The sequence below is a fragment of the Pseudomonadota bacterium genome, assembly GCA_018823135.1.
In the GTDB taxonomy this organism is placed as follows: Bacteria; Desulfobacterota; Desulfobulbia; order Desulfobulbales; family CALZHT01; genus JAHJJF01.
Window position 1 is genome coordinate 15,286 of the sequence record JAHJJF010000139.1, and the last position, 11,912, is coordinate 27,197.

Annotated in this window: 12 protein-coding genes; 9 read left to right on the top strand and 3 right to left on the bottom strand. The window is 49.1% G+C overall.

Annotation, left to right across the window (positions count from 1 at the left end; translation table 11 throughout):
• The first annotated feature begins 41 nt into the window (after nt 1–41).
• The gene (locus tag KKE17_14345) at nt 42–815 is read left to right on the top strand and encodes a 4Fe-4S binding protein (protein ID MBU1711181.1); all 774 of its coding nucleotides are present in this window, start codon (nt 42–44) and stop codon (nt 813–815) included.
• Nucleotides 816–1,069: 254 nt separating this feature from the next.
• A complete protein-coding gene (locus KKE17_14350; GenBank protein MBU1711182.1) occupies nt 1,070–1,591 on the top strand; it encodes a TlpA family protein disulfide reductase in 522 nt (173 codons plus the stop codon).
• 288 nt (nt 1,592–1,879) lie between these two features.
• On the opposite strand, the gene KKE17_14355 is transcribed toward KKE17_14350, so the two are convergent.
• Nucleotides 1,880–2,353, bottom strand: coding sequence for a DUF456 domain-containing protein (locus KKE17_14355; GenBank protein ID MBU1711183.1), 474 nt, complete (start codon nt 2,351–2,353; stop codon nt 1,880–1,882).
• A gap of 102 nt (nt 2,354–2,455) precedes the next feature.
• Between KKE17_14355 and KKE17_14360 the strand changes: the two genes are divergently transcribed.
• The 6 genes from KKE17_14360 (at nt 2,456) to mnmG (ending at nt 9,634) form a co-directional block, all read left to right on the top strand.
• Nucleotides 2,456–3,268 (top strand): undecaprenyl-diphosphate phosphatase, encoded by an 813-nt coding sequence (locus tag KKE17_14360; protein MBU1711184.1) that lies wholly within the window; start codon nt 2,456–2,458, stop codon nt 3,266–3,268.
• 220 nt (nt 3,269–3,488) lie between these two features.
• The gene (locus tag KKE17_14365; GenBank protein ID MBU1711185.1) at nt 3,489–4,178 is read left to right on the top strand and encodes a methyltransferase domain-containing protein; all 690 of its coding nucleotides are present in this window, start codon (nt 3,489–3,491) and stop codon (nt 4,176–4,178) included.
• A 95-nt stretch (nt 4,179–4,273) separates the two neighbouring features.
• The gene (locus KKE17_14370) at nt 4,274–4,588 is read left to right on the top strand and encodes a zinc ribbon domain-containing protein (protein MBU1711186.1); all 315 of its coding nucleotides are present in this window, start codon (nt 4,274–4,276) and stop codon (nt 4,586–4,588) included.
• Between the two features lie 261 nt (nt 4,589–4,849).
• Nucleotides 4,850–6,202: a Trk system potassium transporter TrkA gene (trkA, locus tag KKE17_14375; GenBank protein ID MBU1711187.1), complete on the top strand. Its 1,353-nt coding sequence runs from the start codon at nt 4,850–4,852 to the stop codon at nt 6,200–6,202.
• Between the two features lie 25 nt (nt 6,203–6,227).
• Complete coding sequence (locus KKE17_14380; protein MBU1711188.1) at nt 6,228–7,745, top strand: TrkH family potassium uptake protein; 1,518 nt, start codon at nt 6,228–6,230, stop codon at nt 7,743–7,745.
• A gap of 8 nt (nt 7,746–7,753) precedes the next feature.
• Entirely contained in the window at nt 7,754–9,634 is a 1,881-nt protein-coding gene (mnmG, locus tag KKE17_14385; protein MBU1711189.1) for a tRNA uridine-5-carboxymethylaminomethyl(34) synthesis enzyme MnmG, read from the top strand.
• 107 nt (nt 9,635–9,741) lie between these two features.
• On the opposite strand, the gene KKE17_14390 is transcribed toward mnmG, so the two are convergent.
• On the bottom strand, nt 9,742–11,040 hold the full coding sequence (locus KKE17_14390) for an integron integrase (GenBank protein MBU1711190.1): 1,299 nt from the start codon (nt 11,038–11,040) through the stop codon (nt 9,742–9,744).
• A 331-nt stretch (nt 11,041–11,371) separates the two neighbouring features.
• On the opposite strand from KKE17_14390, the gene KKE17_14395 reads away from it, so the two are divergent.
• Entirely contained in the window at nt 11,372–11,695 is a 324-nt protein-coding gene (locus KKE17_14395; GenBank protein MBU1711191.1) for a hypothetical protein, read from the top strand.
• On the opposite strand, the gene KKE17_14400 is transcribed toward KKE17_14395, so the two are convergent.
• A partial coding sequence (locus KKE17_14400; protein MBU1711192.1) for a hypothetical protein occupies nt 11,692–11,912 on the bottom strand: 221 nt, incomplete at its 5' end. The genes KKE17_14395 and KKE17_14400 overlap by 4 nt on opposite strands.

Consider the following 11,912-nt stretch of genomic DNA (forward strand, 5'->3'; position numbering starts at 1 on the left):
TGCCGACAATTACTTTCTGAAAAATTTAGACGGGAGACCCAATGAAAATTAACCGGGAAATTATCGAAATCGACCAGGAACTCTGCAACGGCTGCGGCCAATGTGTACCTGATTGCGCCGAAGGGGCATTACAAATAATTGACGGCAAGGCCAAGCTTATTGCTGAAAAATATTGTGACGGGCTTGGCGCCTGCCTCAAAGGATGCCCCACCGGTGCATTAAAGGTCGTCGTGCGGGTGGCTGATGATTTTGATGAGGCCGCGGTTGAGGAACTCCTGAAACAACAAAAGGCGGCAGAAAAACCATTGACTCCCGCCCCTTCCGGCTGCCCTTCGATGAAACTCCAGAGCTTTGGGGCCGTCACCCCATGTCAGGCGGCAAACAAACCGATTTCCCTTACAGGAGCGGGAAGCCCCCTTCAGGAAGCAACTTCCGCCCTGGCGCACTGGCCGGTGAAAATCCGCCTGGTTCCGCCCACCGCGCCGTTTCTTAAAAATGCCGATCTGCTGATTGCCGCAGACTGCATGCCCCAGGCCTATGCAAATTTTCACCGCGATTTTCTTGCCGGCCGGGCCCTGATGTCCGGGTGTCCGAAATTCGACGAGGTTGAAAGTTATATTGCCAAATTCACCGAAGTATTCAATACGGCGGATATCAAGAGCGTCACAGTGGCCATCATGGAGGTGCCCTGTTGCGCCGGCATGAAAAAAATCGTCGGCGAAGCCCTGAAGCGATCCGGGAAAAACATCAAAACCGAGGTCGCGGTTGTCAGCACCCGTGGGGAAATTATTCGACGGGAACCACTTGTAGTATAACTTCACCGCGGCTCTCAGAGATGAAGCATCCCCTGGTTGATCAGGGTTACTCTATACATGAAAATTTAATTTGTATTGCCGCAGCCGATATTATACCATATAAGGGTTGACGACTTGTTCGCCCGCATTTCTCACGAACATTTCAGCATTCCGAGGGGATGGCCCGTTAATCATGGGTTACAAGATGGTTAGTAGATAATTGGCAAGAACCGAGTGTGAAAAATGCGGGCTAGAACCAACTCCGACATGCAACTATGACCTATATTAAACATATCAGCCCAGGAAGACGCTTTGCCGGCGTGTTCCTGCTTTTTCTCCTTGCTCTTTTCTCCGCAGATCATGCTTTTGCCGGAAAAAAAATGCCGCCATTCGCCCTTCCTTCGGTCCTGGACGGAAGCACCATTGATGCGAGTTCCTTCAGCGGCAAGGTGTTGTTGATTAATTTTTTTGCGACCTGGTGCCCGCCATGCCAACGGGAAATTCCCAAACTTATAGAGCTCCAGAATAACTATGGGGGGGAAACCTTCACCGTCATCGGGATTTCAACCGATGACAGCACCAGGAAATTCGTGAAAAAATTCATCAATAAAAGAAAAATCAACTATCCGGTGATAATGGCAGATGACACCGTTGTTAAAGATTTCGGCGATTTCGTTGAAATCCCGGTCTCCTTCCTGGTAGACCGGAAAGGAAACATCGTCAAGAAATACCTTGGCTACGTGCCGCAATCCATCCTCGAACCAGACATTCTCGAACTCCTCCCGCAGGCAAAATAGCTTTGCCCATATGAGCTAAATCGCTGACGATTGTCAGCCAACAAGACGGTCTGACGATTGACAGACTCTCGCGTTTTTCGAAGTCTCGTGAATTTTATGCCCCCTTACGGGGTACTCACTTATATCTACGAGACAGACAAATATTCAGGCAGGAAACATCCCAATATTTATGAGTATCCACATTTTTAAGGGTGGAGTAAGCGGAAGATACAAGGCAGCAAGCCTTTCGCTGTATTTCAAGTACGCGAAATACTTGGCTAACGCCGTAGATTCCTGCTTAATCCGCCCTTAAAAGATCTGCCAGCCAATAAATCCGGCCATAACCAGCGCTATCAAAAATTCGTAAAACAAAGAAAAAACCGTCCCCACCAATGCTCCGAAACCGGCCCGGGCCCCATCCATGGGTTCCTTCATCGCAAAAAATATTTCAAACACAAAGGCCCCGATAAAGGTCCCCACCAGCATGCCGCCGAAAAAGGGCAGAAACAGCCCGACAAACATGCCTACGCAGGCGCCGATTGCCCCGTATTTTGTTGATCCGAATTTTCTGGTGCCGAGCCCGGTGACCACAAACTGGCCAATCCAGGAAATGACAAAAAGCCCGGTATAGCCAAGAATCGGCCACAGGCCAAAGGGCTGAAACTCGGTGAGCACCGCATGAATCAACACTCCGGCAAGAATTATCCCGCATCCGGGCAGCGCCGGAACCAGGGTACCGATTACACCGACTACCACAAATAAACCCAGTATCACTTCAGCCAAAACGCTTTATCCTCTCATGTTTTATTGGACGCCTTTTGCACCGGCCTGTTTTGCCGTTTTTCAGTTTACTTTTACCCAACCCTCTCGTATAGTGCCACTCCTATGAACCTACTCTATTCAATCTTCATGGGAATTCTGCAGGGCGCAACGGAATTCCTGCCCATTTCAAGTTCCGGGCATCTGGTGCTGGCTCAGATCCTTCTCGACATCGAGGAAGCAGGCCTTGCCTTTGACGTCACTCTGCACATGGGTACCCTGCTGGCCATCTTTGTCTATTTCCGCAAAGATTTTTATCTGATGATCCGGGCCGTCCTCTGTTTCCGCGACAAAAGCCCTGAAATGAAAGAATTACGACAGATGGCCTTTTTTATCTGCGTGGCCACTGTCCCCGCAGTGATTGCAGCGATGCTCCTGGGGGATATTGCCGAAACCGCTTTCCGGCAAAGCTGGATTGTCGCAATAACCCTTGCTGCTGGTGGCGCTCTTCTCCTGTGGGCTGAAAAACGCGGCGCCCACAACCGGGACTTCAGAACCATCACCTTATCCGATGCCCTGTTCATCGGCTGCGCCCAGGCTTTTGCGATAATCCCCGGAGTGTCGAGAAGCGGCATCACCATGACCGCCGGTCTTTTTACCGGACTTAACCGGCAGGCGGTGGCCCGCTTTTCATTCCTGCTTTCCGCACCGATCATCCTGGGCGCGGGGGTCTATAAAATCCCGGGAATTATCAAAGAAGGTCTGGCGCCGGGCATGATGAATTTCTATCTTATCGGCTTCCTTGCTTCAGCAGTCAGCGGCTATATATTTATCGCCGTTCTTCTGCGATATATACGGACCAGAACATTTGACATTTTTGCTTACTACCGCTTCTTTCTCGCTGGAATTATCCTGCTGGCTCTGGCTCTTGGGTGGTAGGTTGTTCAGAGCAAAAAGGTCAAAGGTCAAGGCTGAAAACTGCAGGAATAAAATTGCATAATATAAAGTAATAACTTTTGAAATAAATTTATTATTGACGCTCCCCTCGGCGGATAAGCGCAAAATCCCGAACTGTTAATACACCTGCTGTTGCTGTTCAACTTTGAGATTTGAGCCTTGAACATTGAACTTTTCATAAACTGACAAACAGAGAGTAAACATGAGCCACGATTTACCGGAAAAAACCGCAAAAATTCTATCAAAAATCCGAAGAAAATATAAAGTTTCCCTGGACCCGTTCAAAGTCCGGGATATCTCTCTTGATATTCTGCAGGTAAACGATATCGAACCGCTCCTCGCAGGAAAAGACCCTTTCAAGGATGTTGCAAGTTTTCCTTTCTGGGCAAGACTCTGGGAAGCTTCCATCATCCTCGCCGATAGTATTGCCTCAACAACGCCTGTTGAAAACCAGACCCTGCTCGAACTGGGCGCCGGTCTTGGCGCGCCGGGGCTGGTTGCGGCGGCAAAAGGCTACAAGGTCACCTTGAGCGATTACGAGACCCATATCCTCGATTTCCAGAAAGTAAGCGCCCATGCAAACAACCTCAATGACATTTCTTTTAAAATTATCGACTGGAAAAAACCGCCAAAAATGGCGCGATTCGATACAATTATCGGCGCAGAAATTCTCTTCCGCGATGAATTCTTTCAGCCGCTGCTCAATGTTTTTTCACAATACCTGAAACCCGACGGAACCATCTTCCTGGCCCATGACGTGCGCCGCAAAAGCCTGGCGCGATTCTTAAGCCTTGCAGAACAAGACTTCACCATTGCCACCCAGTCACGGAAACTGAAATTCGACGATGAAGAACGGACCATTATCCTCAATCGTCTGCAGCCACGCACATAATCGCTTTAATCGCCTGTTGATTTTTCATTCGGTTCCATCGTATAATACGCTTTTCACCCAAGACCACAATCATCAGAACCAAATGAGTTGGAAACATGCCGGTATACGAATATGAACATATCGAGGACGGTTGCAGTTATGGGAAAAGGTTTGAGCTGACCCAATCCATGTATTCGGCAAAATTTGAAAAATGCCCGGAGTGCGGCCAGGCGGTCAAACGCCTGATTTCCATGGTGGCGATCAGCACCCCGAAGACCAACAGCGATCTCAAGAATCAGGGATTTACCAAACTCGTCAAAAGGGACAACGGCATCTATGAAAATGTCACCGCTACCGGCAAGGAAAGCCGGTATTTTGAAACGAGCAAGCCGGAGACCATGCCCAACCTCAAATCAAAAATCGGCGACTGACCTGACCCAATCATCACTGAGCATAAATCACCTTCAATCAGTAAGTTAACGCCGACTCCCCCTATCTATCGTTGCAATTAATCAACCGGCAATATATGATGGGCTCGTAAAAAGTCGCTGTAGCAACAGGTCCACCTCATAAAATCAACATGCTACAATGCAATAACTCGATGAAATCTGCTTTTTATGATTTCATCAATATATAATGGCGCCCTTTAAAATTGAATTCCACCGCTGTTTAAAGTACCTGGAGATTTCCTTTTGCGAATAATGATCGTCGGGGCCGGACGTGTCGGCCACCACTTAAGCAGAAAACTTTCCTTTGAAGGCCAGGAGGTAGTTCTTGTTGATCGCGACGAGACCAAGCTCCGCAGGATGGAAAGAGATCTGAACATCCTGCCGGTGCATGGCAGCGGCGCCTCCACCAAGGTGCTCGAAGAAGCGGGCATTGACAAAACCGACCTGTTCATCGCAGTTACCGACAGCGATGAAGTGAACCTGGTTGCCTGTATTATTTCCAAGCAATATAATGTCAAGACCCGCATAGCCCGGGTCCGCAACGAAGACTTTTACTCTCAGGGCTCGCCGTTGACCGAAAAAGCCCTGGGCATCGACCTGTTGATCAGCCCCGATCTTGCCATGGCTGACGAAATCATCCAGTTGTCCATGCTGCCCGCAGCCTTTGATGTGGCGGAATTTGCCGGCGGCCAGGTGGATCTCCTGGGATATCTGGTGCACGACGACAATCCCTGCATCGGCCTGTCCCTCCAGGAAATCCAACAACAGCAGGGCAAATATAATTTTATCATCGCCGCTATCATCCGGGATGAAAAAACCATCATCCCCCGGGGCAAAGACATTCTTGCGCCCGGCGACAAGATATACATTGTGGTCCGCAAGGCTGACATCCATGGGGTGGAATCCATTTTCAATATCATCAGCCGCGCACCGAAAAATGTCTTCATTATTGGCGGCGGCACCATCGGCACAACCGTTGCCAAACGCATGGAAGGGAGAAAAATCGAGGTCCGGGTGGTGGACAAGGACCCGGTTAAATGCCAGGCACTTACGGAAAAACTCGAACATGCGATCATCCTCAACTGCAACGGCCTTGAAGCCCAGGATCTCCTTGAGGAAGGCATTGATCGCGCCGATCTGGTGATCGCGGTTACCGACAGCGACACGACAAACATCCTTTCAAGCCTCCTTGCCAAACATCATGGCGCCAAAAAATGCATCACAACAATCAGACGGCCCGACTTTATCCCGCTGCTCGGCAAGCTCGGCATTGACGTTGCCTTAAGTCCCCGACTTGCGGCGGCTGACATGATTCTTAAATTTGTCCGTGGCGGCGGCTCCATCGTTTCTGTTGCCACTCTCCTGGGAACCGATGCAGAAGTGCTTGAACTTAAAGTCCCGGACCTGGAGCGGTTCAGGGAGGTTCCCTTGAAATCTCTGATGTTCCCCAGCGGCGCCATTATCGGGGCCGTTGTCACAAACCGGCTGGTGAAAATTCCATCCGGCGAAACCATCCTGAAGCCTGAAGACGTGGTTATTATATTCTCCAGCAAAGACGCCATTCATTCTGTGGAATCCTTTTTCAATAACGACTGATCCGCACTCCCGGACCTGGTGATTCATGCGCTCGAGCGGTGTATTAAATATATTGGGGAAACTCCTCATCCTCCTTTCCCTTTTCCTGCTGACCCCCTTACCCTTCAGCCTCTATTTCGGTGACGGGATGATTGGCGTCTTCCTGCTTTCCTCGGTAATCGGCGCCCTGTCAGGCGGGGTGCTGGTCGCCCTTTTCCCCCCGGATAACGACCTTGGATACCGCGACGGCTTTGCGGTGGTGGTCTTCAGCTGGCTGGGACTTGCGCTGATCGGCAGCCTGCCCTTTTATTTTTCCGGGCAGATGAATTCCTTTGTGGATTGCTTTTTCGAATCCATGTCAGGATTCACCACCACCGGCTCGACCATTCTCGCCACAGTGGAAGTGCTGCCCGAAAGCGTGCTCTTCTGGCGCGCCACCACCCACTGGCTGGGAGGTATGGGTATTATTGTCCTGTCCCTTGCCATTCTTCCGCTCCTCGGCGTCGGCGGCATGCAGTTGTTCCAGGCCGAAATGCCCGGCCCCACCAAAGACCGCCTTGCCCCGAGAATCCAGGATACCGCCCGGATTCTCTGGAGCGTTTACCTGCTTTTCACGCTGGTGCAAATCCTGCTGCTGCTTTTCGGCGGCTTGACTTTTTTCGATGCCGTCTGCCATGCCTTCGCAACCCTGGCCACCGGTGGGTTTTCAACGCACACGACCAGCATCGGCTATTTCCAATCAACCTATATCGAGGGGGTGATCATCCTCTTCATGTGCCTTGCCGGGATCAATTTTTCCCTTCATTACCAAGGACTTATCAAGGGGAAAATCTCTGCATACTGGAACAACGAGGAATTTCGTTTTTATATCGGCATCAGCATCTTTGCAATTATCGCAATCATCATTGCCAATCTCTATTACAAGGTCTACGACAATTTCTCCGAAACGGTCCGCACCTCGTTTTTTCAGGTTTTTTCCATTCTGACGACAACCGGATTCGGCACTGCCGACTTTGAGCAATGGCCGCCGTTCTGCAAAATTCTCCTGATCGCCCTGATGTTTGTCGGCGGCTGCGCCGGATCCACCGGCGGCGGTATCAAGGTGGTTCGTTTCCTGCTGTTTTTCAAATATGCCAAACTGCAGCTTCGCAATCTTGTCCACCCCCGGGCCGTGGGTGTCATAAAAATCGGCAAAGTTAAAGTACCCCAGGAAGTCATGGTTTCTATCTTAGGCTTTTTTGCTCTGTATGTAGCTTTTTTCCTGATGGCGAGCCTGATTGTCACCGCCCTCGGGGTTGATATCGTCACCGCCACCACTGCGGTAATCGCAACGCTCAACAATATCGGACCAGGTCTGAACCTCGTGGGTCCGACCCAGAATTTCGGACACCTGCCGGCCATGGCGAAAATTGTCCTTTCTTTCTGCATGCTTGCCGGTCGCCTGGAACTGTATACGGTGGCGGTCCTGCTTTCCCCTGCGTTCTGGGAAATGGCCAGAAAGCCTGTTTTCCGCTGGCAGAAATCATCTACTGCCGGCAGCAATGGCGATACCACCAGGTACTAATTTAGGCAATGACCACTTCTGAAAATATATACGACGTGCTGGTGGTGGGCGCCGGACATGCCGGTTGCGAAGCGGCCCTGGCTGCAGCCCGCATGGGATGCAAAACCGCCATCACGACGATCAATGTTGACGGCATAGGCGCCATGTCGTGCAATCCGGCAATCGGCGGCCTGGCCAAAGGACATCTGGTCAAGGAAATTGATGCCCTGGGCGGCGAGATGGCGAAAAACATCGATGCCACCGCCATCCAGTTCAGAAGGCTTAATACCCGAAAAGGCCCGGCGGTCTGGTCTTCACGGGCCCAGGCAGACCGGCTTCTCTACCGCCTGCGGATGAAGGGCGTCATCGAAAACCAGCCCAATCTCGATATCATCCAGACCGTGGTTAATGATCTGGTCATCACCAACGGCCGGATCACCGGCGTGGTCACCTCCCTTGGCGAGGTCATTTACAGCCGCTCGGTGGTTATTGTTACCGGCACATTTTTAAACGGCCTCATCCACATCGGCTTGAACAATTTCCCGGCCGGCAGAATGGGGGATGCGCCGTCATTGCGCTTACCGAAAAACCTCAAAAAGCTGGGCTTTGAAATGGGCCGCATGAAAACTGGCACAACTCCACGGATCGCCGGCAATTCCATTGATTACTCGGAGCTTGAAGCCCAGCACAGCGATGATCCGCCCAATCTTTTTTCCTTTTCAAATACCGGCAACAAACCCACACTGCCGCAACGGCCCTGCCACATAACCTATACAAACGAAAAAACCCACGAAATCATCCGGGCCGGCACTGATCGCTCGCCGATGTATACGGGAATTATCGAAGGGGTGGGCGCGCGCTATTGCCCCTCCATCGAAGATAAAGTCATGCGCTTTCCGGACAAGGACCGCCACCAGATTTTTCTTGAACCGGAAGGACTGGACACCATTGAAGTGTATCCAAACGGCGTCCCCACCAGCCTGCCAGGGGATGTGCAACTGGCCATGCTCAAGAGCATCAAGGGGCTTGAGCAGGTCAAGGTCATCCGCCCTGGTTACGCAATTGAATACGATTACGTCGACCCCAGGGAACTCCTGCCCTCTCTCCAGACCAAGCGGGTACAGGGGCTTTTTCTCGCCGGGCAGATCAACGGCACTTCGGGGTATGAAGAGGCGGCGGCGCAAGGATTGATCGCCGGGATCAATGCGGTGCAATACGTCCGCGATGATACGCCGCTGATCCTTGACCGGTCGCAGGCCTATACCGGCGTGCTGATTGACGATCTGGTGACCAAGGGCACCAAGGAACCCTACCGGCTTTTCACCTCGCGCGCCGAATACCGCCTGCTGCTGCGCGAAGACAACGCCGACAGCCGCCTGCGCGAGATCGGCCGCACCCTTGGCCTGGTGGATGACCACACCTATAATGCCTTTCTGGTGAAAAAAAGAAATATAGATACTGCCCTGGCGCGCCTTGCCGGGACCATGCTGAAACCGTCACCTTCGGTGAATGAGCAATTGGCAGAGAGACAAAGCTCCCCCCTCACCCAATCCATTGCCCTGTTTGATCTCCTGCGACGCCCGGAGCTTACCATTGATGATCTGGTGGCAATTGTCGGTGAAGATCTCGGGATTCCGCCGGAAGTAAAGCTCGAAGTGCAGCTGGAAGTCAAATATGAGGGCTATATCAGAAGGCAGCAGGAGCAGGTTGACCGTTTCAAACGTTTTGAAAAAGTCCTGCTTCCCGATGATATGGTGTTTAAAGGTCTTGACGGTCTGTCCAACGAAGTGGTTGAAAAACTCACCAGAATCCGGCCGCTTTCCCTGGGCCAGGCGTCGCGCATCTCGGGAATCACCCCGGCGGCAATCTCCATCCTCCAGGTCCATCTGAAAAAAGCCGGGTTGTTATAATCGTTTTAAACCCACCGCACAGCAACACTTTTTAACTACAGCGATTCTTAACATTGATACCTTATGATACAAAATAAAGGAAACGAGGGTAGTCCAAGATTCTCAAATTAGAAATCAAGAGGGCTTCTCGCCTCCTTGACCGTCATGCTTTTTACTGTATGGGTATAGATCATAGTGGTTCGAACATCACTATGACCAAGTAATTCCTGAATTGTACGTATATCATAATTTGCCTGTAACAAATGACTAGCAAAACTGTGCCGGAAAGTATGAGCAGAGGCGCGTTTACCGATTTTCGCTTTCTGAACAGCGCTTCGAATGGCTTTCTGCACATGGGTTTCGTGTAGATGGTAACGCCGGTGTTGCCTGGTTATCGGCACATAAGTAAGAATCCGAGCCGGGAAAAACCACTGCCAAGGAAACTCCTTGGCAGCATTCTTATACTTTTTATCTATGGAGTCAAAAAGGAATGCACCAGAATAACCTCCAGTCAGATCAGATTCATGAAGTGTTATAACATCATCGAGTTGCTCCTTGAGTTCCTGTACGAGAACTTCTGGAAGTGGAACGGTCCTGTCTTTTTTCCCCTTGCCGTCATGAATTGTTAAGACAAGCTGATCAAAGTTGAAGTTTTGCACTCTCAAGTTCAAGCCCTCAGAGAGACGAAGGCCGCAACCGTAAAGCAATTTAACTATAAGATCAAAGGGTGAGTCAAGCAGGGCAATAATTTTATCTATCTCTTGCCTTGATAAAACCACAGGAATATAAGGACGCCTTTTCGCCCGCGGTATGTCTTTTACCTCACCGAATTCTTTTTTCAATACATGCCGGAACAAAAACAACAGGGCATTGAAGGCCTGGTTTTGAGACGATGACGAAACTTTCCTCTCAACAGCAAGAAAGGTCAGAAATTCTTTTACATCTGAGATTGACAACAGACTGGGATCTTTGCTTTTCGTATAGCTTTGAAATTTTCTAGCCCATCCGGTATATGAAGTCAAAGTCTTGGGGGAATAGTGTCGTAATTTTATTTCATTACGAATCTGGGTGAAGACTGAAGTCCAATCAGCGTTTTTTGTTTTGAATTCAGAATTCGGCGAGGATGCAGATAAATTCCTGTCATTCAATGGAGCTTTATTTGTTGTTTTTTCGATTTCGATCTCATAATATATCGTAATGGCATGCTGAGCTTGTTGCTGTTGCAACTCAGACTGTTTCTTTTCCTGCAGCTTCTTAACAAAAAAAGAAAAATTTAATTTGTCTGTACTGTCATGTTTGTATTTACGGCAGAAATCAAGATAGTATCGCAGCCATTTTTGATACTCGGGATGAAACCTATGTTGGATATTGTGGCGGGTCAAAAAGGAATCAAACTTAACCTGTATTTCCTTGGGAATCTCAAACATGTAAAGTTATCCGGTTTTCTTGATAATATGAAAAATGTAATGTTATCCAGTTAGAAAGCTGTATAATTGAATCCAACTAGTTGTCAAGCTTTTTGATGGAAACGTAGTTATCCGGAAACTGTATAATAACTTGTTATGTGCACAAAATACCAATGAACCTAAAGCATATTCTATTCATACTTGGCATCTTTGTAGCCAGCTTTCTTCTTGTAAAAGCTTATCTAAATCGTGACATTCGCTGTCCCAATTGTGGTGAACGATCAAAATTGGATAGTTCTAAAAAGTTTTGGGCATGTGAATCATGTGGGCATAAAAACGAAAAATGAGGGACATGAGCAAGCAAACAACAATACCCATCACTGAAATCATGCTTTCTTTAGGCTGTATCGGTGCAGTAGAAATAATAATCACATCATTTTTCTGGCACCAAATTATGAAAGACAACAATTTAATATTATTTCGCCCAGGAGAATTATTCGCTCAAATGGGCATGATTGGAGTCCTAGTCGGGATTTTAGGCGGGATTGTTTATTTTTTTGGAAGCATCATTAACCATTTCCAAAAGAAAAAGAAAATTGGGAAATTACCTTCCACCCTATTTGGTCTTTTTGTCGTAGAATTTTTCTGGGTTGTTTACTTGGGGATGGGAGTTTAATTAATAATAACAAGCACATAACAAATCACTTCAGCGGATGGCGTGAACGTTGGCGGCGCTGACGCGGCAAGTTCTGGTGGCGCCACCGCTGAGTTCAAACGTTGTATGCAGGTAAAGAGAGTTTTGGCAGAGCAAAAAGTCGGTAAAATCAGTTGGCAGAATTTAACGAATTGTTGCATCAATCGGGTTTGTTTTTTTTTGGTTTTTCGCAAGAGAG

What these genes read in the sequence shown, in the direction of transcription:
- KKE17_14380 (MBU1711188.1), top strand. Translation starts at nt 6,228, where the DNA reads ATGCGCTCGAGCGGTGTATTAAATATATTGGGGAAACTCCTCATCCTC.
- KKE17_14345 (MBU1711181.1), top strand. Translation starts at nt 42, where the DNA reads ATGAAAATTAACCGGGAAATTATCGAAATCGACCAGGAACTCTGCAAC.
- KKE17_14395 (MBU1711191.1), top strand. Translation starts at nt 11,372, where the DNA reads ATGAGCAAGCAAACAACAATACCCATCACTGAAATCATGCTTTCTTTA.
- KKE17_14350 (MBU1711182.1), top strand. Translation starts at nt 1,070, where the DNA reads ATGACCTATATTAAACATATCAGCCCAGGAAGACGCTTTGCCGGCGTG.
- mnmG (MBU1711189.1), top strand. Translation starts at nt 7,754, where the DNA reads ATGACCACTTCTGAAAATATATACGACGTGCTGGTGGTGGGCGCCGGA.
- KKE17_14390 (MBU1711190.1), bottom strand. Translation starts at nt 11,040, where the DNA reads ATGTTTGAGATTCCCAAGGAAATACAGGTTAAGTTTGATTCCTTTTTG.
- KKE17_14360 (MBU1711184.1), top strand. Translation starts at nt 2,456, where the DNA reads ATGAACCTACTCTATTCAATCTTCATGGGAATTCTGCAGGGCGCAACG.
- KKE17_14370 (MBU1711186.1), top strand. Translation starts at nt 4,274, where the DNA reads ATGCCGGTATACGAATATGAACATATCGAGGACGGTTGCAGTTATGGG.
- KKE17_14365 (MBU1711185.1), top strand. Translation starts at nt 3,489, where the DNA reads ATGAGCCACGATTTACCGGAAAAAACCGCAAAAATTCTATCAAAAATC.